Source organism: Variovorax sp. 05N34, from assembly GCF_056397405.1.
In genome coordinates, this window is the sequence record NZ_JBFTNI010000002.1 from 638,057 (window position 1) to 657,369 (window position 19,313).

Annotated in this window: 20 protein-coding genes; 18 read left to right on the top strand and 2 right to left on the bottom strand. The window is 66.4% G+C overall.

Annotated features, from left to right (window positions below; all coding sequences use genetic code 11):
• The first annotated feature begins 44 nt into the window (after positions 1 to 44).
• From AC1DMA_RS07340 to AC1DMA_RS07355, 4 genes are read left to right on the top strand one after another with little or no spacing between them, the layout of a single operon-like run.
• The gene (locus AC1DMA_RS07340; RefSeq protein WP_478143759.1) at positions 45 to 719 is read left to right on the top strand and encodes a 2Fe-2S iron-sulfur cluster-binding protein; all 675 of its coding nucleotides are present in this window, start codon (positions 45 to 47) and stop codon (positions 717 to 719) included.
• On the top strand, positions 716 to 1,693 hold the full coding sequence (locus AC1DMA_RS07345) for an FAD binding domain-containing protein (RefSeq protein WP_478124465.1): 978 nt from the start codon (positions 716 to 718) through the stop codon (positions 1,691 to 1,693). Before AC1DMA_RS07340 ends, AC1DMA_RS07345 begins: the two co-directional genes overlap by 4 nt.
• 13 nt (positions 1,694 to 1,706) lie before the next feature.
• Entirely contained in the window at positions 1,707 to 3,932 is a 2,226-nt protein-coding gene (locus tag AC1DMA_RS07350; RefSeq protein WP_478143760.1) for a molybdopterin cofactor-binding domain-containing protein, read from the top strand.
• On the top strand, positions 3,929 to 4,567 hold the full coding sequence (locus AC1DMA_RS07355) for a UdgX family uracil-DNA binding protein (RefSeq protein WP_478143761.1): 639 nt from the start codon (positions 3,929 to 3,931) through the stop codon (positions 4,565 to 4,567). The genes AC1DMA_RS07350 and AC1DMA_RS07355 overlap by 4 nt, the downstream gene beginning before the upstream one ends.
• On the opposite strand, the gene AC1DMA_RS07360 is transcribed toward AC1DMA_RS07355, so the two are convergent.
• On the bottom strand, positions 4,557 to 5,459 hold the full coding sequence (locus tag AC1DMA_RS07360; protein ID WP_478143762.1) for an aspartyl/asparaginyl beta-hydroxylase domain-containing protein: 903 nt from the start codon (positions 5,457 to 5,459) through the stop codon (positions 4,557 to 4,559). The genes AC1DMA_RS07355 and AC1DMA_RS07360 overlap by 11 nt on opposite strands.
• Before the next feature lie 112 nt (positions 5,460 to 5,571).
• A complete protein-coding gene (locus AC1DMA_RS07365; protein ID WP_478143763.1) occupies positions 5,572 to 6,459 on the bottom strand; it encodes an ion transporter in 888 nt (295 codons plus the stop codon).
• A 63-nt stretch (positions 6,460 to 6,522) separates the two neighbouring features.
• Between AC1DMA_RS07365 and AC1DMA_RS07370 the strand changes: the two genes are divergently transcribed.
• From AC1DMA_RS07370 to AC1DMA_RS07435, 14 genes are all read left to right on the top strand, one after another.
• Positions 6,523 to 7,743 (top strand): helix-turn-helix domain-containing protein, encoded by a 1,221-nt coding sequence (locus AC1DMA_RS07370; RefSeq protein ID WP_478143764.1) that lies wholly within the window; start codon positions 6,523 to 6,525, stop codon positions 7,741 to 7,743.
• Between the two features lie 45 nt (positions 7,744 to 7,788).
• Positions 7,789 to 8,505, top strand: coding sequence for a Vgb family protein (locus tag AC1DMA_RS07375; protein WP_478143765.1), 717 nt, complete (start codon positions 7,789 to 7,791; stop codon positions 8,503 to 8,505).
• 30 nt (positions 8,506 to 8,535) lie between these two features.
• Positions 8,536 to 9,093 (top strand): hypothetical protein, encoded by a 558-nt coding sequence (locus AC1DMA_RS07380; protein WP_478124472.1) that lies wholly within the window; start codon positions 8,536 to 8,538, stop codon positions 9,091 to 9,093.
• An 84-nt stretch (positions 9,094 to 9,177) separates the two neighbouring features.
• Entirely contained in the window at positions 9,178 to 10,134 is a 957-nt protein-coding gene (locus AC1DMA_RS07385) for a LysR substrate-binding domain-containing protein (RefSeq protein WP_478143766.1), read from the top strand.
• Positions 10,135 to 10,171: 37 nt separating this feature from the next.
• Positions 10,172 to 11,074 (top strand): formate dehydrogenase accessory sulfurtransferase FdhD, encoded by a 903-nt coding sequence (gene fdhD / locus AC1DMA_RS07390; RefSeq protein WP_478124474.1) that lies wholly within the window; start codon positions 10,172 to 10,174, stop codon positions 11,072 to 11,074.
• A 163-nt stretch (positions 11,075 to 11,237) separates the two neighbouring features.
• Positions 11,238 to 12,947 carry a sigma 54-interacting transcriptional regulator gene (locus AC1DMA_RS07395; RefSeq protein WP_478124475.1) on the top strand — a complete coding sequence of 570 codons (1,710 nt, stop codon included), beginning with the start codon at positions 11,238 to 11,240 and terminating at the stop codon, positions 12,945 to 12,947.
• A gap of 224 nt (positions 12,948 to 13,171) precedes the next feature.
• Positions 13,172 to 13,441 (top strand): phenol hydroxylase subunit, encoded by a 270-nt coding sequence (locus AC1DMA_RS07400; RefSeq protein ID WP_478143767.1) that lies wholly within the window; start codon positions 13,172 to 13,174, stop codon positions 13,439 to 13,441.
• 41 nt (positions 13,442 to 13,482) lie between these two features.
• On the top strand, positions 13,483 to 14,487 hold the full coding sequence (locus AC1DMA_RS07405; protein ID WP_478124477.1) for an aromatic/alkene monooxygenase hydroxylase subunit beta: 1,005 nt from the start codon (positions 13,483 to 13,485) through the stop codon (positions 14,485 to 14,487).
• A 34-nt stretch (positions 14,488 to 14,521) separates the two neighbouring features.
• Positions 14,522 to 14,818 (top strand): MmoB/DmpM family protein, encoded by a 297-nt coding sequence (locus tag AC1DMA_RS07410; RefSeq protein ID WP_478143768.1) that lies wholly within the window; start codon positions 14,522 to 14,524, stop codon positions 14,816 to 14,818.
• A 47-nt stretch (positions 14,819 to 14,865) separates the two neighbouring features.
• The gene (locus tag AC1DMA_RS07415; RefSeq protein WP_478143769.1) at positions 14,866 to 16,446 is read left to right on the top strand and encodes an aromatic/alkene/methane monooxygenase hydroxylase/oxygenase subunit alpha; all 1,581 of its coding nucleotides are present in this window, start codon (positions 14,866 to 14,868) and stop codon (positions 16,444 to 16,446) included.
• Between the two features lie 97 nt (positions 16,447 to 16,543).
• Positions 16,544 to 16,906 carry a phenol hydroxylase subunit P4 gene (locus AC1DMA_RS07420; RefSeq protein WP_478124480.1) on the top strand — a complete coding sequence of 121 codons (363 nt, stop codon included), beginning with the start codon at positions 16,544 to 16,546 and terminating at the stop codon, positions 16,904 to 16,906.
• A gap of 18 nt (positions 16,907 to 16,924) precedes the next feature.
• Positions 16,925 to 17,983: a 2Fe-2S iron-sulfur cluster-binding protein gene (locus AC1DMA_RS07425; RefSeq protein ID WP_478143770.1), complete on the top strand. Its 1,059-nt coding sequence runs from the start codon at positions 16,925 to 16,927 to the stop codon at positions 17,981 to 17,983.
• Positions 17,984 to 17,996: 13 nt separating this feature from the next.
• Positions 17,997 to 18,347, top strand: coding sequence for a 2Fe-2S iron-sulfur cluster binding domain-containing protein (locus tag AC1DMA_RS07430; RefSeq protein WP_478124482.1), 351 nt, complete (start codon positions 17,997 to 17,999; stop codon positions 18,345 to 18,347).
• 30 nt (positions 18,348 to 18,377) lie between these two features.
• Positions 18,378 to 19,310: a catechol 2,3-dioxygenase gene (locus AC1DMA_RS07435; RefSeq protein ID WP_478124483.1), complete on the top strand. Its 933-nt coding sequence runs from the start codon at positions 18,378 to 18,380 to the stop codon at positions 19,308 to 19,310.
• The last annotated feature ends 3 nt before the right edge of the window (positions 19,311 to 19,313 follow it).

Below are 19,313 nucleotides of genomic sequence, written 5' to 3' on the forward strand. Positions count from 1 at the left end.
CTTCGTGCGGCGGCATACCTGCGCTCTAGCTGTCAGGAGCCAATATGGACGATCCCGCCTCGCGTGATCCCGCCGAGTCCGCCTGGGCAATGTCGCGTCGCTCGCTGTTCCAGACCGGCGCGGCCCTGGTGGCGTTGCGCGCGGGCAATCATGCAAGCGCCCAGCCGGCCACCATCGATCGCGGCGAGCAAGTCGATCTTGCACCGCAACACGCCGCCGTCCAAGTGGAAGTCAATGGGACTGCGCATCGCCTCGAAGTCGACACGCGCACGACGCTGCTGGACGCCTTGCGCGAAAACCTCGGCATGACCGGCACCAAGAAGGGCTGTGACCACGGCCAGTGCGGTGCTTGCACCGTGCTTGTCGAAGGGCGCCGCATCAATTCGTGCCTCTCGCTCGTGGTCATGCACGACGGCCAGCGCATCACCACCGTCGAAGGGCTTGCCGATGGCGACCGGCTTCACCCAGTGCAGCAAGCCTTTCTGGCGCACGACGGCTTCCAGTGCGGCTACTGCACGCCGGGTCAGATCTGTTCGGCCATCGGCATGCTCGGGGAAGCCGACCGGGGCATGCCCAGTCATGTCACGCGCGATCTCGGCGCGCCGGTCACGTTGGCCGACGAAGAGATCCGTGAGCGCATGAGCGGAAATCTTTGCCGATGCAGCGCCTATCCGAACATCGTCGCGGCGATCAAGGAAGTTGCAAGGAGCCGCTCGTGAAGGCGTTCACCTATGAACGCGCCGCGTCGCCCGCTGCCGCCGCCGCGGCTGCTGCGAAGCCGGGCGCGAAATTCATTGCCGGCGGCACCAATCTTCTCGACTTGATGAAGCTGCAGATCGAGACGCCGGTGCATCTGGTCGACATCAACAGACTCGGGCTGGAGACGGTCGATACGACCCCCGACGGCGGGTTGCGCATCGGAGCGATGGTGCGCAATGCCGACTTGGCGGCCGATCCGCGCGTGCGGCGCGACTATGCGGTCTTGAGTCGTGCGCTGCTGGCGGGCGCATCGGGGCAGTTGCGCAACAAGGCGACGACCGGCGGCAACCTGCTGCAGCGCACGCGTTGCAACTACTTCTATGACACCTCCAAGCCTTGCAACAAGCGGCTGGCCGGATCGGGCTGCTCGGCCATCGGCGGCTACAACCGCATGAATGCGGTGCTCGGCACCAGCGAGCAATGCATCGCGACGCACCCTTCGGACATGGCCGTTGCGATGCGGGTGCTCGATGCCAAGGTGGAGACGATCTCTTCCAGCGGCGGCCGGCGGGTCATTCCGATTGCCGACTTTCATCGGCTGCCCGGCAATGAGCCGCAACGGGATACGAACCTCGCGCCCGGCGAAATGATCATTGCCGTGACACTGCCGGCGCCCGTTGGCGGGCATCACGTCTACCGAAAAGTGCGCGATCGCGCGTCCTATGCTTTTGCGCTGGTTTCAGTGGCCGCCATTGTGGATGCGAACGGCGGACGGGTCCGGACGGCTCGCTTCGCCATGGGCGGGTTGGCGCACAAGCCCTGGCGTGTCGAGTCGGCCGAAGCATCGCTGACCGGTGCCAACGCGAACGAGGCGAGCTGGAACCGTGCCGCCGACCAGATGCTGCAAGGGGCGCGCGGCTTCGGGCACAACGATTTCAAGATTCCGCTGGCGCGGCGCACATTGGCCGCGGTCGCCGCCGAAGCCAGCGCCTGAAGGAGAGCAGATCGTGGAGATGACCGCACCTTCCGCTACCAATCCGATCGACGACAACCGCGAGGGATTGATTGGCAAGCCGATCGACCGCGTCGACGGCAGGCTCAAGGTGACGGGCACGGCACCGTATGCCTATGAGGTGCAAGACGGGGGCAAGCGCGCGGCCTACGGCGATATCGTCGAGTCCTCGGCTTTCGGCCGTGTGGCCGACATCGACACATCGGCCGCTGAGCGCGCACCTGGCGTGCTGCTCGTCTACACGCACCGCAATGCGCCTGCACAGGCACCCTGGGGTCCTGTGGAAGCTCAGGACCGCTATGGCAGGTCATCGCCCCAGCTCGCGAGCGATCGGCTTCGCTACTACGGCGAGCCCGTCGCCTTCGTCGTTGCGGAAAGCTTCGAGCAGGCGCGCGCTGCGGCCGGTCTGGTCCGCGTCCGCTACGACACCAGCCGGGGCGACTTCTTGCTCGACAAGAACAAGGCACTAAAACCCGCCGACACCGCCGAGAAGAAGGCGGACAGCGCGGTCGGCGACTTCGCTCTCGGTTTCGCGGACGCTCCCATCAAGATCGACGCCACCTACACCACACCGCACTACATCCACGCGCAGATGGAGCCGCACGCGACGCTCGCCTACTGGAGAGACGGCAACCTGACCGTGCATTGCTCGGCGCAGCTTCTTGTCAGCGCGAAGAAGGCGGTCGCGGCCACGCTGCAGATTCCGCCCGACAAGGTGCGTGTCGTGAGCCGCTACATCGGGGGCGGCTTCGGCGGCAAGCTCCCTGTCTATGGCGACGTCATGCTGTCGGCCTTGGCCGCCCGGCAACTCGATCGTCCCGTCAAGACGGCGATGACGCGCCAGCAGATGTTTCACCTCGCCACACACCGCAGCCAGACCATCCAGCGCGTGCGGCTCGGGGCTACCCCCCAAGGGCAACTCATCGCGATCGGGCACGAGACTTGGTCGCACAGTGCGCGCTTCGACAACTTCTACGAGAGCGCGAGCGCGCAGACCCGGTCGCTCTACGCGGCGCCCAATCGCATGAGTGCACACCGCTCGGCCAAGCTCGACTTGCCCGTTTCCGATTCAACCCGCGCGCCGGGCGAAGCCGTGGGCATGCTCGCTCTCGAAGGTGCCATGGATGAGCTGGCCGAGGCATTGCGCATGGACCCGATCGAATTGCGCATCCGCAATGAGCCGAAGATGGACCCGGAAAAGAACGTTCCGTATTCGACGCGGCAACTCGTGCGCTGCATGCAGGAAGGGGCCGAGCGCTTCGGCTGGAGCCAGCGCAAAGCCGTTCCGGCCTCGCGGCGAGAAGGTCGCTCATGGATCGGCATCGGCATGTCGGCGTCCACGCGCGGCAACTTCTTGCGGGACTCCAAATGCACGCTCTATCTGGACAAGGACGGCCAACTGACCGTGCGCATGGCGATGACCGACATCGGTACCGGCAGCTACACCGTGCTGTCGCAGATTGCCGCGGAAATGATGGGCCTGCCCGTGCGCATGGTGCGCATGCAGCTCGGCGACAGCGACTTTCCGGAAACGCCCGGCTCGGGCGGCTCCTTCGGCGCCGCGAGCGCCGGATCGGGGCTCTACGACGCCTGCATGAACCTGCGACAGAAACTGGCGCGTCGCATGAACGTCGCCGCCACGGAGGCGCGCTTCGAGAACGGCAAAGTGGTCGCAGCGGGACGCTCGGAGCCGCTCGGTGCCGTCGCCGGCACGCTGGGATTGCAGGCAGACGGAGAAATCAAGCCCGGCGACATGACGAAGAAGTATTCGCAGCAGGCTTATGGCGCGCACTTCGCCGAAGTCTCGGTCGACATGGACACCGGAGAGATTCGTCTGCGCAGGATGCTCGGCGTCTTTGCCGCTGGCCGCATCCTGAATCAGAAGACCGCGACCAGCCAGGCCATCGGCGCCATGATCTGGGGCGTGGGCAATGCGCTGCATGAAGAGGCCGCCCTCGACCCGCGCTACGGGTTCTTCGTCAATCACGACCTGGCCGAATACCACGTCCCGACCCATGCCGACACTCCGCGCGTCGAGGCTTATTTCCTGCCCGAAGTCGACGACAAGGCCAACCCGCTCAAGATCAAGGGCGTGGGCGAACTCGGCATCTGCGGGGCGGGCGCGGCGGTCGCCAATGCCGTCTACAACGCTTGCGGCGTTCGCATTCGCGACTACCCGCTGACGCTCGACAAAGTGGTGGCCGGTCTCGAAAGATCATGACGCGTGCGTCCGCATCCGATGCTGTGGCGCACAGTCCGCGCGGCATCGAGGCGCTGCGCAAGGCGACCAACGCCTGTCGCGAGTGCCCTCTGGGCGCGCTGGCGACGCAATCCGTGGTCGGCGAGGGGCCGCTGCGGGCCGTTCTGATGGTCGTGGGCGAAGTGCCGGGCGACAAGGAAGACCTGGCGGGAAGGCCCTTCATCGGGCCGGCCGGGAAGCTCTTCGACCGCGCCGCTGCCGAACTCGGATGGCGCCGCGAAAAGCTCTACGTCACCAACGCCGTCAAGCACTTCAAGTACGAGCTGCGCGGCAAGCGCCGGATGCACAAGACGCCAGCCCAGCGCGAGATCGATGCTTGCCGGCATTGGCTGGAGGATGAGATCGAGCTGGTGCGACCCAAAGCCTTTCTTGCGCTGGGCGGCACGGCAGCGCGCGCGCTTCTGCAGCGCCCGGTTGCGGTCTTGCGGGAGCGCGGTAGCTGGCAAGCCGACCCGGCAGGGCGCCGCGTGCTCGTCACGCTGCATCCGTCGGCGCTGCTGCGCGGCGATCCGTCGCAGCGCGAAGAAGCCTGGGCGGCCTGGCTGAAGGATCTTTCGATGGCTTCGAGCCTGATCGCGCCGAAGGTCACCACCTGATCAGGACCGCAGCCACGAGCACCATCAAGCCATAGCGCGTGAAGGTGTAGACCATCGGGTTCCACGACTTGAACCGGCGGCGAAGGCGTCCCGTCACGAGCGAGACGTAGAAGAGCTTGCTGATCAGCCCGGTGCGGTCGCCCGAATCGTTGGGCGACGCCGCGGCCGTCATCACGTGGCGCGCGAACGCGCGATTCAGCGCCTCTGCCCAGCGAAAGCGCAAAGGCCGCTCCACGTCGCACAGCAGGATCAGCCGGGAGCGGTCGGTGTCGTTGCGCACCCAGTGGATGAAGGTCTCGTCGAACACCACGCCCGCGCCATCGCGCCAGCTATAGGGTTCCCCGTCGACCCATATCCGGCAGCGATCGTCGTTAGGCGTCGACAGCCCCAGGTGATACCGCAGCGACCCGGCATACGGATCGCGATGGCGCTTCAGTTCGGAGCCCGGAGGGAGTTCGGCAAACAGCGCGCCCTTGATGCAAGGCACGCGCTGCAGCAGTTCGACGGTGCGGGGGCAATAGAGCGCGGCGGAGGGCGGCGCTTCTTCATACCACTTGAGATAGAAGCGCTTCCAGCCATGCTTGAAGAACGAGTTGAACCCCGCGTCATCGTTCTTCTCCGAAGCCTTGATGCGGCGCAATGCGGCAAGGGCCTCGGCTTCGTCGCGGATCGTCTCCCAGTGCTTTTCGAGTTCGCGCAGTCCCTCGAACTCATCCACGCTGATGTAGGGCTTGGTCGGCACCCGCGACAGCATGTAGAGCATCACGTTCAGCGGCGCCAGGAATGCGGAATGGTCGAACAACTGCTTGCGGAACCGGTGGCGCTCGCTTCCGCGCAAATGCACGTAAATGATCGACGCCAGGAATAAGCACACGACAAGCGCTTTGAACATCGTGACGTACCGGCTGTGGGCAGTAAGAGCAATCTCCTGTTCTGGTTGCGCAAGATAGTCTCTTCGCGCGCCGGATGGCGTAGGAATGTTCTGACGCGCGGGTGCTGTGCCCTCAGCCACCTGCCCCCGACTGACGCTGCCAGGGCGGCAGTGGGGCGCCGCAGTCGCTGCAAAACCTGGCCTCGGGTGCGTGCCCTTCGCTCAGGCACTCGTGGCAGGTGCGCGTGGTGGGCTCGCGGTGCATGCGCTGCGAGGTGAGTTCGGCGCTCACGATGCCGGTCGGTACCGCCAGCGTGCCCCATCCGAGCAGCATCATCATCGATGCGATGAACCGCCCGACGTCCGTGTGCGGCGCGATGTCGCCGAAGCCGACCGTGGTCAAGGTGGTGATGGCCCAGTACACCCCCGTCGGAATGCTGGTGAACCCATGCTCCGGCCCTTCGACGATGTACATGAGGGTGCCCATGATGACGACCACCAGCATGACGAACGCCATGAAGACGAGGATCTTTCGCCTCGACAAGGCGAGCGCGCGCCCCAATGCGCCGAACTCGGCCACGTACTCGGTGAGCTTGAGGATCCGGAAGATCCGCAGCAGCCGCAGCAGGCGGACGTCGATGAGCGCGTTCGCGCCGGGCACCAAGATGGCCACATAGGTGGGCAGGAGCGCCAGCAGGTCGATGATGCCGAACGCGCTTCGCGCATAGCGCAGCGGGCGACGCACGCAAAGCAGGCGCGCTACGTATTCGATCGTCAGCGCGATCGTGAAGGTCCACTCGAGCGCGTCGAGCAAGCTCTCGTACTTGTCGTGGATCGAAGCGACGCTGTCGAGCATGACTACGGCGACACTCGCCAGGATCACCGCGATCAGCGCCAGGTCGAAGCGACGTCCCGCCCGCGTATCGGCTTCGAAGATGATGGTGTAGGTGGCCAGTCGCCAGCCGTGGTCCGGCCTGCCGAACTTCGTTTCGGGAGGGCGCGGGAGGGGTTCTGTCGACATGCGCGGGATCGTATGCCATTCGCTCGTCTGCATAATCCGCGCGCCGCTCTTTTTTCTTCCTACATGGACTCCTTGATCGCCGCCTCGGGGCGCGCCCTTGCAGCCGGAGATGCACTCGGTGCGCTCAAGCGCATTGCGCTGCGCGACGATCCGCCGGCGCTCGCCTTGCGCGGCATCGCCATGGCGCAGCTCGGCGAGCATCCACGCGCTCGCGAGCTGTTGCGCCGCGCCGCCCGCGCCTTCGGCAGCCACGAAGTGCTGGCGCGTGCACGTTGCGTCGTGGCCGAGGCCGAAGTGGCGCTGGCGATGCGCGATTTCGGTGGCTCGACGCGTTCTCTGGCAGCCGCGGCGGCCACCCTCGATGCGCACGCCGATCGCACCAACGCATTGCAGGCCAGACTGATCGCGGCGCGCCGGCTGCTGCTGCTCGGACGGCTCGATGAAGCCGCTGCCGCGCTGGAAAGCATCGACGCGAAAGGCTTCGCGCCGTCGCTGGCGGCAGTGGCAGAGCTGACGGCGGCCGAACTGGCCCTGCGTTCGCTGCGCGTCGGCCCTGCGCGAGAAGCCCTTGCCCGTGCGCATGCCCTGGCCACTCAGGCGCGCGTGCCGGCGCTTCTGGCCGAGGTGGAAGAGGCGCAGGCCGCGCTCGACCGGCCCGCCGCCCGGCGGCTTTCGGCGGAAGGCGAGCAGATGCTGCGGCTCGATGAAGTCGCGGCGCTCCTGGCATCGGACGCATTGGTCGTCGACGCCTGCCGTCGCGGCCTGCAGGTCGGCGACGCATGGCGGCCGCTGGCACGCCGGCCTGTGCTGTTCACCCTGGCGCGTGCGCTCGCTGCGGCATGGCCCGGCGACGTCGACCGGGAAGCCTTGATCGCCAGCGCTTTTCGCACCCGCCACCCCAACGAGACCCACCGGGCCCGGCTGCGGGTCGAAATCGGGCGCTTGCGGGCGCTTGTCACGGAACTGGCGCACATCGAGGCCACCGCCCGGGGCTTCGTGCTCAGGCCGCGAGGTGAGCGCCCTGTAGTCGTGCTGGCGCCGCCCATCGATGGCGATCAGGCGTCGGTGGTTGCATTGCTGTCCGATGGCGCGGCCTGGTCGACTTCGGCCCTGGCGCTGGCCCTGGGCGCCAGTCAACGCACCGTTCAGCGTGCGCTTGCCGAGCTCGAGGCCGCCGAAAGGGTGCGTTCGATCGGCCAGGCGCGGGCTCGTCGCTGGCTGTCGCCGCCGCTCGCGGGTTTCACGACGATCTTGTTACTCCCCGCTGCGCTGCCGATTGAATAGAGTTGCCCTGTCGCGCCAAACCCGGCGCATCACGAGGAACTCGATATGAGCGGACAGACAATCAGGAGCAGACCCCGCGCCAAGTCGCGCGCGGCCGAGATCGTGCGCGAATACGGCCCCTTCGACGGCGCGAGCACGGTCGCGGGCGTGACGCACGACGGCCACCGCGTCTGGGCCGCCACGGGCGCCCGGCTGGTTGCCTTCGACCCGGAAAGCGGCCAAACCACGCAGACGCTCGACCACGCCTGTGACGCCGGCACCGCGTTCGACGGCACATACCTCTATCAGATCGCCGAAAAGCGCATCGACAAGATCGATCCGGCCACCGGCAAGATCGTGTCGTCGATCCCCGCGCCAGGCCAGGGGTACGACTCGGGGCTGACCTGGGCCGAAGGCAGCCTCTGGGTCGGCGCATACCGCGATCGCAAGATTCACCAGATCGATCCCGAGACGGGCAAGGTCCAGCGCACCATCGAATGCAACCGCTTCGTGACCGGCGTGACCTGGGTCGACGGCGAGCTGTGGCACGGCACCTGGGAAGGGGACGAGAGCGAGATCCGCCGGATCGACCCGGCGGACGGCGCGGTGCTCGAAAGGCTGGAAATGCCGGCCGGCGTCGGCGTCAGCGGGCTCGAATCGGATGGTGCCGATCTTTTCTATTGCGGCGGCGGTCCGAGTGGAAAAGTCCGCGCCGTGCGGCGCCCGAAAGCCGAGCAGCCCGATGCGGACAAGGCGGGATCGTGCTGTCTTGCGAGCTCCTGAGCGGGTGCGCGCAGACATCGCGCATGCGCCATGGAAAGCCTCTGGCCTTGGCTGGTCGTCGCGGGCGTCGGCGCGCTCCACGGGCTCAACCCCGCGACCGGCTGGATGTTTGCAGCGGCGTGGGGCGTGCGTTCCCGCAACAGGGCGCAGGCTCTGCGGGCGCTGGTGCCAATCGCGATCGGGCACCTCATGTCGATCGCGCTGGTCGCTGGTGCGGTCGCATGGGGCCTGTCAATGGATCGCACGGTGCTGCAAGTGTGGCTGGGCGGACTGCTCGTCGTTGGGACGATCGTCCACCTGTCGGGCCGCATGCCGAGAATGGCGCGGGCGCCCGCGGGGCACGCCGGTCTGGCGCTCTGGTCATTCATGATGGCCACCGCCCATGGGGCAGGCCTGATGCTGGTGCCGGCGCTGATCCCGATCTGCATCGGAGATGCGGCCACGCACAGAATCACCGCCTCTGACTCGCTCATGCTGGCTCTCGCGGCGATCGGTGTTCACACGGCTGCCATGCTTGCCGTCACCGGCCTGATCGCCGCAGGCGTGTGCCGGGGACTCGATGCCGCACGGACAAGGCGCAAAGCTTGACGCGGTCCGGGCAGTTGCGGATGGCGCAGGGCCCGTTCGCAAGTAGATTCAGGATCCAAAGAAGATCCGCACGAATCCTGCCGCATGAACCTTTTCGTCTCGCTCAAGTATCTGGTTGCCCTCGACGATCATCGTCACTTCGGTCGCGCTGCGCTCGCTTGCAGCGTGACGCAACCGGCCCTTTCCAATGCCATCAGGGCGCTCGAAGAGAACTTCGGCACTTCGATCGTGAAGCGGGGCCGCAGCTTTGCCGGGTTCACCGTCGAGGGTGAGCGGATCCTTGCCAGCGGCCGCACGATCCTGCGGGAGTATGAAATGCTGCAGCAGGACCTGCACAGCGGAGCGGGTGATCCCACAGGCAATCTGTTGATCGGCGCAGTACCGACTGCAATGCCGATCGCGGCGAGGTTCGTCGCGATGCTGCAGGACCGCCATGCGGGCATCGTGCCGACGCTGCGCTCGATGAGTTCCGTCGAGCTCGAAACGGGCCTTGAAAGCATGGCACTGGACCTCGGGCTGGGCTACACAGAGCGCATCGGCAACAACCATTCGACGATACGGGTCCTGCCGCAGTATGTGGAGCATTATTTTCTGCTGCGCAAATGCGAGAGCCTGAAAGGCGAGGGTCTGCGGATGGGGCCTGCGACCACTTGGGCCGAGGCTGCCAAGCTGCCGCTGTGCCTGCTGAGTTCGGAGATGCACAACCGCACCATCGTGGACCGCGCGTTCGCGCAGTTCGGCGCGCGGCCCAAGCCTGTCATCGAGACGAATTCGATTCTCGCGTTGGCCCTGAGCGTTCGGGCTGGACGCGTGTGCAGCGTGATGCCGGGCGCACTGGTCGATGCGGTGCAAGGCTATGACGACCTCGAAGCGCTGCCGCTGAAGGACCCGCACGTCGAGGTGCCGATCGCATTCATGGTGCATGAGACCAACCGCCCCTCACGCACGCTGCAGGCCGCCCTGTCTTTCGCCGCCGAGCCGATCTGGCTTGGCGAGGTGGCGCTGCACGCGGGATCGCTCGGCAGCCGCGAATCCGCTTGAGCGTTAGGATGGTGCATGCGTCACGGTGAGCATGCGCATGACTGACGAGCCCAACTCAGCCCAACCCGCGAAAGACGCGCCTGTCGTCTGCCAAGGTGCTGTCTGCGTGCCTGTGCGGGGCGTGCGCGCCGGGCGCGAGTTCACGGCGCAGGATTGGGTCGCTGATGAAGTGCCGGTGGCGCTCGAATACAACGGCATCTCGCACGCGGTGATGCTCGCCACGCCACTCGATCTGGAGGACTTCGCCTTGGGGTTCTCGCTCAGCGAAGGCATTCTCGGCGCACCGCGCGAACTCTTCGCCGTCGACGAGGAACGTTCTGAAATGGGCATCACGCTCCACCTGCAGGTGGCGAGCGGACCCTTCGCGCGCTTGAAAGAGCGCCGGAGATCGTTGACGGGCCGCACCGGCTGCGGCCTTTGCGGCACCGAGAGCCTCGCGCATGTCACGCACAACCTTCGTGTGCTGTCGCCCGTCGGCCTGCCATGGCGGCGCGAGGCAGTGAGCCGGGCGATGTCGAAGCTGGGCGAGTTGCAGGATCTGCAGCATGTGACCGGCGCTGTTCATGCGGCGGCCTGGTGTTCGGCCGATGGCCAGGTGCGATGGCTGCGCGAGGATGTCGGGCGGCACAACGCGCTCGACAAACTGATTGGTGCGCTGGCTGCGAACCAAGTCGACGCCTCTAGCGGATTCATCGCGGTCACAAGTCGTGCCAGTTTCGAGATGGTGCAGAAGGCGGCGCTGGCGGGGGTTTCGCTTCTGGCCGCCGTCTCCGCGCCGACCTCATTCGCCGTTGCGACTGCGCAGCGCATGGGCATGACCCTGGTCGGCTTCGCGCGGAAGCAGGACCTTGTCGTCTATTGCCACGCCGATCGACTGGAATTCGGTCTCGCCGATGGAGACCGCCCGGACGGCTTCGGAGGTCCGGGCATTGCTCGTTAGGGCAGACGAACGAGCTGTCCGTTTGCCGCGCGCCTGATCGACGACTTTGGGCTCGATGTCGTGCAGCTCGTGGCGCACGTAAGCCGGTCGCGACCCTACCTAGACGGCTTTCGATCTGGCGTCCGGGACTGTCCCGACCTTGACGTTGCGTCCTTGCGGGAGAATGCGGCAGGAACGATTCCAGACAAGTAAAGGGGACACGGTGGGAGAACTTCTTTCTCTCCTGCGCTTCAGCGCCGGCTCGGGCCATATCTGGCTGGACGAGCAGCGCATGCTGCTCATGCATGCCCGGGCCTTCGCTGAACTGCGTCGCGAACTGCTCGACTCGCTGGGCATCGAGCGCGCGCGCGGCCTGCTGGTGCGCATGGGCTTTGCTTCGGGCCTGCGTGACGGCGAGGTGGCCGTGCGCGAGCGCCGCGCCGGCATGCGCGCCGAAGACGCGTTCATGCTCGGGCCGCGCCTGCATTCCATCGAGGGCATCGTCTCGGTGCAGAAGGTGCAGCTCGACCTGGATGTGGCCACCAAGCACTTCTATGGCGAATTCCTCTGGGAGAACTCCTGGGAATGCGAGGCCCACGTGGCCGACTTCGGCTACGGGGAAGACCCGCAGTGCTGGTCGCAGATCGGCTACGCCTCAGGCTACACCACCGCCTTCATGGGGCGGCTCGTGGTGTTCAAGGAAGTCGAATGCACCAGCATGGGCGACAGCCGTTGCCGCATCGTCGGCCATCCGGCCGAGGAGTGGAACGACGAACACTACCTCGAGTACTTCCGCCAGCACCATGTGGCCGAGAAACTCATCGACTTCAACCTCGGCCTGCAGCACCTGCGCCGCTTGCAGCCGCGCCGCGAGTACGACCAGAAGCTGGTCGGTGTGTCGCCGGGCTTCCGTGCCGCTTTCGACCTCATGCGCAGCGCGGTCGACAGCGCAATCACCGTGTTGCTGCTCGGCGAGACCGGCGTCGGCAAGGAGGTGTTCGCCCGCTGGCTGCATGACAATGGGCCCCGCGGCAAGCAACCCTTCATTGCCGTCAACTGCGCGGCGATTCCTGCCGACCTGATCGAGGCCGAGCTGTTCGGCGTGGAGAAGGGCGCCTACACCGGCGCCCACCACGCGCGCGCCGGGCGCTTCGAGCGCGCCCACGGCGGCACCCTGTTCCTGGACGAGGTGGGTGACCTGCCGCTGGCCGCGCAGGTCAAGCTGCTGCGCGTGCTACAGACCGGCGAGGTCGAGCGCCTGGGCGCCGAGCAGCCGACCACGGTCGACGTGCGCATCGTGGCGGCCACCAACGTCAACCTGCAGCAGGCCATGCAGGCGGGCAAGTTCCGCACCGACCTGTTCTACCGGCTCAACACCTTCCCGATCCAGATTCCGCCGCTGCGCGAGCGTACCGCCGACATTCCGGCGCTCGTGGCGCGCTTCGTCGAGAAGTACAGCGCGCTGTACGGCAAGAAGCTGCGCGGCCTCACCGACAAGGCCGCGCTCGACGTGCAAAAGCATGCCTGGCCCGGCAACATCCGCGAACTCGAGAACGTGGTCGAGCGCGCGGTGCTGCTGGCGCCCGATCACGGCGACATCGAGGCCTGCCACCTGTGGATGCAACCGTCGGGCGTGATGCCCGGCAACCAGCTCGACGCCAGCGGCAAGGTCGCGACGGGGGCCGCTGCTTCAGGTGCCGACGCGAGCGAGCTCGATGCGCTGTGCCAGCGCGTGCTCGAGCAGAACATCGACATTGCCTCGCTCGAGCAGCGCCTCATGCAGACCGCGATGCAGCGTGCCAAGGGCAACCTGTCGCAGGCCGCGCGCATCTTGGGCATCACGCGCCCGCAGCTGGCCTACCGGCTCAAGAAGGAAGGCCTGCCGACGTCTTGAGCGGACGCAGGCGGCCGCGTTTTCCGGTTTTCACCATTTGATCAAGCTGCACTGCAGCAAATGATCAAACCAGCATCCGGGACTTCCCGGTGCTTCGGGCCCGCAGGCGCAGCGGGCCCATGCAAATCAATCACTTAGCCACGCTGGCACGTCCGTTGCCCTTATCAGGCCGGGCGGCGCTGGTGCCGTCCACCTGTTGATGGATTGAACAAGTGATGCCCTCGATGCAGCCCGACTCCCGCAGCGGCAGCGCCGGACAGATGACCGGCCAGCCGTGTTTCGTGCGCGTCACCGGCACGCGCAACGCGCGCTTCGTGGAGTTCGAGTTCGCCATCGGCGACCCCGAGCTGGCCGTGGAGCTGGTGCTGCAGTTCGACCAGTTCCGGGAGTTCTGCACGCGCCACCAGGTGCGCCACCTGAGTACCGAAGAGGGTGCGCGCCTTGACTTCGAGCGCATGAAGTGGCGCTTCGGCGCGCCCGGCATCGACCACTGACGACCCCGCATTTTTTCCCGCGACAACCAAGGAGACACCCCGTGCAAGTCGACATCAAGACCTCGGACATCCGGCCGATCCGGCAGACCTTCTCGCATGTGGCGCGGCGGCTCGGCGACAAGCCGGCTTCGCGTTACCAGGAGGCCACGCTGGACATGCAGCCCACGGCCAACTTCCACTACCGACCGCTGTGGGACCCGCAGCACGCGCTGTACGACAAGCGCCGCACGGCCCTCGTGATGGCCGACTGGTACAGCTTCAAAGACCCGCGCCACTACTACTACGGCGTGTACACCATGACGCGCGCACGCCAGCAGGAAGGCGCCGACCGCCAGTTCGAGTTCGCCGAAAAGCGCCAGCTGCTGGCCCAGGCCGATGCGGGCGTGCGCGAGTCGCTGCAGCAGGTGCTGGTGCCGCTGCGCCACTACGAGTGGGGCGCCAACATGAATCACAGCTACTGCTGCGGCTACGGCTACGGCACGGCCATCACGCAGCCCTTCATCTACGCGGCCATGGACCGCCTGGGCATCGCGCAGTACCTCTCGCGCGTCGGCCTGCAGATCGACGGCAACTCGGGCCGCGCACTGGACGCCGGCAAGCAAGCCTGGCTCGCGCACCCAGCCTGGCAGGGCGTGCGCCGCCTCATGGAAAACCTGTTCGTCACGAAAGACTGGTTCGAGGTGTTCGTGGCCCAGAACCTCGTGCTCGACGGCCTGCTGTACCCGTTGATCTACCGTCACTACGTGAACGCGCACAGCGCCGCCACCGGCAACGCGCTGGCGATGCTGACCGAGTTCATGAACGAGTGGTTCGACGAGAACGTGCGCTGGGTCGACGCCACGCTGAAGACCGCCGCCGAGGAATCGCCCGCCAACGCCGAGCTGCTCGCGCAGTGGTACGCGGGCTGGCGCAACCAGGCCGTGCAGGCGCTGGCGCCGCTGGCCGCGCTGGCCCTGGGCGCGCAGGGCGCCGAGGTGCTGAAGACGCTGCACACCGCGCTCGATGCGCGCGTAGCCCGGCTGGTACGCACGGGCGCGGCCGCCTGAACGATCACACCTCGAGAACCAAGGAGACCACCCCATGACCACCGTCACCGCCGAAGTGTCCCGACCGCCCGTCTTCATCGCGCTGCAGACCGGCGAGGCCGCGCGCTCGATCCTCGAAGCCATCGTGGCCGACAACCCCGAGGCCACCGTCACCGAGTACCCCGCGATGGTGAAGATCGATGCGCCCGGCCGCCTCGTGATCCGCCGCGACAGCGTCGAAGCGCTCGTCGGCCGCCGCTGGGATCTGCAGGAGCTTCACCTGAGCCTGATCTCGCTGTCCGGAAGCATCGAAGAGACCGACGACGAATTCATCCTCCACTGGGGCGCATGAGCGGACGCCGCCTGCGATCTCTGGACCACGACCCCAAGGACAACGCCATGACCACCCAAGCAGCAAAGACCCCCACGACCCCACGCCTCGGCCTGAAGGAACGCTACGCCATGATGACGCGCGGCCTCGGCTGGGAGACCACGTACCAGTCAATGGACGACGTGTTCCCGTTCGACAAGTTCGAGGGCATCAAGATCCACGACTGGGACAAGTGGGAGGACCCGTTCCGCCTCACGATGGACGCCTACTGGAAATTCCAGGGCGAGAAGGAGAAGAAGCTCTACGCCATCATCGATGCGTTCCAGCAGAACAACGGCCAGTTCAACATCAGCGATCCGCGCTACCTGAACACGCTCAAGCTGTTTCTCACCGGCGTCTCGCCGCTGGAGTACGCGGCGCACCGCGGCTATGCGATGGCCGGGCGTTCGCTGCGCGGCGTGGGCGCGCGCGTGGCCTGCCAGATGCAGTCGATCGACGAATTGCGCCACGCGCAGACGCAGTTCCACACCATCAGCCACTTCAACAAGTACTTCAACGGCCTGCACGACCCGCAGCACATGCACGACCGCGTCTGGTACCTGTCGGTGCCCAAGAGCTACTTTGAAGACGCGATGAGCGCGGGGCCGTTCGAGTTCATCACCGCCATCTCGTTCTCGTTCGAGTACGTCCTGACCAACCTGCTGTTCATGCCCTTCATGAGCGGCGCGGCCTACAACGGCGACATGGCCACCGTCACCTTCGGCTTCTCGGCGCAAAGCGACGAGTCGCGCCACATGACGCTGGGGCTGGAGGTGGTGAAGTTCATCCTCGAGCAGGATCCGGACAACGTGCCCATCGTGCAGAAGTGGGTCGACAAGTGGTTCTGGCGCGGCTACCGCCTGCTCACGCTGGTCGCGATGATGATGGACTACATGCTGCCCAAGCGCGTGATGAGCTGGTCCGAAGCGTGGGAGATGTACTTCGAGAAGAACGGCGGTGCGCTGTTCGAGGACCTTGCGCGCTACGGCATCCGCATGCCCAAGTACCACGAGGTCGCCTCGCAGGAAAAGAGCCGCATCTCGCACGAGGCCTGGGCCATCTTCAACAACTACGGCCATGCCGCCAACTTCAATGTCTGGGTGCCCAAGCCCGACGAGATGGCCTGGCTGGCCGAGAAGTACCCCGAGACCTTCGACCGCCTGTACCGCCCGCGCTTCGAATGGCTGGCCGAGCAGGAAAAGCAGGGCAAGCGCTGGTTCAACAACACGCTGCCCATGCTGTGCCAGACCTGCCAGATCCCGATGGCCTTCACCGAGCCCGACGACCCCACCAAGATCTGCTACCGCGAGAGCAGCTACCACGGCATGAAGTACCACTTCTGCTCCGACGGCTGCAAGGACGTGTTCGACGGCGAGCCCGAGAAGTACGTGCAGGCCTGGCTGCCGGTGCACCAGATCTACCAGGGCAACTGCTTCCCCGAGGGCACCGACCCGACGGTGGAAGGCTTCAACCCGCTGGCGGCCGTGCTCGACTACTACCACGTCAACGCCGGCGCCGACAACGGCGAGTTCAACACCTCGCCCGACAAGGCCAACTGGGAACGCTGGACTGGACAGGACCTGTCGGCGGCCGAGCCCAAGGTGGCTTGAGCACCCAGGCCCCGCGTCCACCCCTTCAACGTTCCCGCGCTCACGCTGTGCCCCACGCACGGCGCGAGTGGCGCTCACCCCAAAAAAGGAGACCGACATGTCTGTTGTTGCACTCGCCCCCGGCTACACCGGCACCGTCATGGACAGCGAAGACCGCTTCCACGGCAACCGCCTGCTCTACATCGGTTGGGACGACCACCTGCTTTTCTGCTCCCCCGTGTGCCTGCCGCTGCCTGCGGCCATGCCCTTCGGCGCGCTCGTCAGCGACGTGCTGCCCGGCGTGTACGGCAGCCACCCTGATTTCGGCCGGATCGACTGGTCGCGCGCCGAGTGGCTCGACTCCGGCAAGCCCTTCACGCCCGACGCATCGAAGTCGCTGGCCGACAACGGCCTGGTCCACAAGTCGGCGCTGCGGTTTCGCACGCCCGGGCTCACGGGCATCGGCGGTTCGTTCAGCTGAGCACGGGAGGGCCTTGCCATGAGCTTCCAGATCATGATCGAGCCGCTCGGACAGGCTGTGGCGGTGCGCGACGGACAGACCGTGCTGGACGCCTGCCTGCGCGCCGGCGTGTGGCTGCCCCACGCTTGCGGCCACGGCGTGTGCGGCACCTGCAAGGTGCAGGTGCTCGAAGGCGAATGCGAGCACGGTGACGCCTCCAACTTCGCGCTCATGGACTTCGAGCGCGACGACGGCAAGATCCTCGCGTGCTGCGCGATGGCGCAGGCCGACCTGGTCATCGAGGCCGAGATCGATGAAGACCCCGACGCGCAGTTCCTGCCGCTGGAAGACTTCGACGCCGAGCTGGTCGAGGCGCGCATGCTCACGCCCACCATCCGCGGCTTGTGGCTGCGCACCGACCGGCCGGCCCCGTTCCAGGCTGGCCAGTACGTGATGCTGCACGTGCCGGGCGTGGAAGGCGCACGCGCCTTCTCGATCGCCAACGCACCCGACGATGAGCTTGTCGAGCTGCACATCCGCCGCGTGCCCCACGGCCACGCCACGGGCTGGCTGCATGACGAGCTGCAGGTGGGCCAGCGCCTTCGCTTCACCGCGCCCAACGGCCGCTTCTTCGTGCGCAAGTCGGCAGGGCTGCCGATGATCTTCGTGGCCGGCGGCTCGGGCTTGTCGAGCCCGAAGTCGATGGTGCTGGACCTGCTCGCCGAAGGCTGCACCTTGCCGATCACGCTGGTGCAGGGTGCGCGCAGCACCGAGGAGCTGTACTTTCGCGAGCTGTTCGAGCAGCTCGCCGAACAGCACCCCAATTTCACGTACGTGCCCGTGCTGTCGCACCTGCCGGCCGACAGCCACTGGCTTGGTGCGCGTGGCTTCGCGCATGAAGCGCTCAAGGCCCATTTCGCGAACGACTTCCGAGGCCACAAGGCCTACCTGTGCGGTCCGCCCCCGATGACCGAGGCCTGCATCGCCACGCTGATGCAGGGCCGATTGTTCGAGCGCGACATCTACACCGAGAAGTTCTTCACAGTCGCCGACGCGGCGTCCGCGGCGCCGCGCAGCCCGCTGTTCAAGGCGCTGTGACGTGGAGTCGGCCATGAGCTTCCGTGTCGCCATCGGCAACACCCACGAGCGCTACAGCTGCCGCGCCGACCAGACCCTGCTCGGCGGCATGGAGCAGCTCGGCCGCAAGGGCATTCCCGTCGGCTGCCGCGGCGGCGGCTGCGGCGTGTGCAAGGTGCGCATCGAGTCCGGCGCCGTGCGCCGCGAGCGCATGAGCCGTTGCCACGTCAGCGTCGAAGAAGAAGAGCAGGGCTACGTGCTGGCCTGCCGCGCCTACCCGCAGAGCGATCTGGCCCTGCGCGCCGTCGAGAAGCTGGCGCGCTGCATCGAGCGGCGCCTGGCGGCGTCGATGCCATCGCCATCCGATTCCCGTTCCCCCACCTGAACTTTCCATCACCAACCAAAGGAGACTTCCATGGCACTCACTGGCGTCATTCGCCCCGGACACGTGCAACTGCGCGTGCTCGACCTCGGGGCTGCCCTCACGCACTACCGCGATGTGCTGGGCCTGATCGAAACCGGGCGCGATGCGCGGGGCCGCATCTACCTCAAGGCCTGGGACGAGCACGACCACCACAGCGTCGTGCTGCGCGAGGCCGACGAGGCCGGCATGGACTTCATGGGCTTTCGCGTCGATTCGCCCGCCACGCTCGACAAGCTCGCCGCCGACCTGAAGGCCAGCGGCCTGGCCACCGACATGCAGTGGATCGAAGCCGGTGAGCACCTGCGCACGGGCCAGCGCTTTCGCTTCACCGTGCCCACCGGCCATGCCATCGAGCTCTTTGCCGAGAAGGAGAAGGTCGGCAACGGAATGCCCTACGAGAACCCCGAGGTCTACCCCGACGATCTCAAGGGCATGGCGCCTTCGCGCTTCGACCACTGCCTGCTGTACGGCGACGACCTCGACGGCACCATGAAGCTGTTCACCGAGGTGCTGGGCTTCCAGCTGGCCGAGAGCGTGGTGGCCGGCCCCGAGCGCATGTACATCGCGGCCTTCCTCACCTGCTCGACCAAGCCACACGACATCGCGTTCATCCGCCATCCGGAGAAGAACAAGTTCCACCATGCCTCGTTCCTGCTCGACAACTGGGGCGAGGTGCTCAAGGCGGCGGACATCATCACCAAGCGGCGCGTGTCGCTCGACATCGGGCCCACGCGTCACGGCATCACGCGCGGCGAGACCATCTACTTCTTCGACCCGAGCGGCAACCGCAACGAAGTGTTCTCGGGCGGCTACATCTTCTACCCGGACAAGCCGCCGCTGGTGTGGACCGACGACGAACTCGGGCGCGCGATCTTCTATCACGACCGCAAGCTCAACGAGAACTTCCTGAGCGTGGTGACCTGAAGG

Bases quoted from the DNA above. Each gene is read 5' to 3' on its own strand.
- AC1DMA_RS07340 (WP_478143759.1), top strand. From the start codon at position 45: ATGGACGATCCCGCCTCGCGTGATCCCGCCGAGTCCGCCTGGGCAATG.
- AC1DMA_RS07355 (WP_478143761.1), top strand. From the start codon at position 3,929: ATGACGCGTGCGTCCGCATCCGATGCTGTGGCGCACAGTCCGCGCGGC.
- AC1DMA_RS07360 (WP_478143762.1), bottom strand. From the start codon at position 5,459: ATGTTCAAAGCGCTTGTCGTGTGCTTATTCCTGGCGTCGATCATTTAC.
- AC1DMA_RS07365 (WP_478143763.1), bottom strand. From the start codon at position 6,459: ATGTCGACAGAACCCCTCCCGCGCCCTCCCGAAACGAAGTTCGGCAGG.
- AC1DMA_RS07370 (WP_478143764.1), top strand. From the start codon at position 6,523: ATGGACTCCTTGATCGCCGCCTCGGGGCGCGCCCTTGCAGCCGGAGAT.
- AC1DMA_RS07375 (WP_478143765.1), top strand. From the start codon at position 7,789: ATGAGCGGACAGACAATCAGGAGCAGACCCCGCGCCAAGTCGCGCGCG.
- AC1DMA_RS07380 (WP_478124472.1), top strand. From the start codon at position 8,536: ATGGAAAGCCTCTGGCCTTGGCTGGTCGTCGCGGGCGTCGGCGCGCTC.
- AC1DMA_RS07385 (WP_478143766.1), top strand. From the start codon at position 9,178: ATGAACCTTTTCGTCTCGCTCAAGTATCTGGTTGCCCTCGACGATCAT.
- fdhD (WP_478124474.1), top strand. From the start codon at position 10,172: ATGACTGACGAGCCCAACTCAGCCCAACCCGCGAAAGACGCGCCTGTC.
- AC1DMA_RS07395 (WP_478124475.1), top strand. From the start codon at position 11,238: ATGCGGCAGGAACGATTCCAGACAAGTAAAGGGGACACGGTGGGAGAA.
- AC1DMA_RS07400 (WP_478143767.1), top strand. From the start codon at position 13,172: ATGCAGCCCGACTCCCGCAGCGGCAGCGCCGGACAGATGACCGGCCAG.
- AC1DMA_RS07410 (WP_478143768.1), top strand. From the start codon at position 14,522: ATGACCACCGTCACCGCCGAAGTGTCCCGACCGCCCGTCTTCATCGCG.
- AC1DMA_RS07415 (WP_478143769.1), top strand. From the start codon at position 14,866: ATGACCACCCAAGCAGCAAAGACCCCCACGACCCCACGCCTCGGCCTG.
- AC1DMA_RS07420 (WP_478124480.1), top strand. From the start codon at position 16,544: ATGTCTGTTGTTGCACTCGCCCCCGGCTACACCGGCACCGTCATGGAC.
- AC1DMA_RS07425 (WP_478143770.1), top strand. From the start codon at position 16,925: ATGAGCTTCCAGATCATGATCGAGCCGCTCGGACAGGCTGTGGCGGTG.
- AC1DMA_RS07430 (WP_478124482.1), top strand. From the start codon at position 17,997: ATGAGCTTCCGTGTCGCCATCGGCAACACCCACGAGCGCTACAGCTGC.
- AC1DMA_RS07435 (WP_478124483.1), top strand. From the start codon at position 18,378: ATGGCACTCACTGGCGTCATTCGCCCCGGACACGTGCAACTGCGCGTG.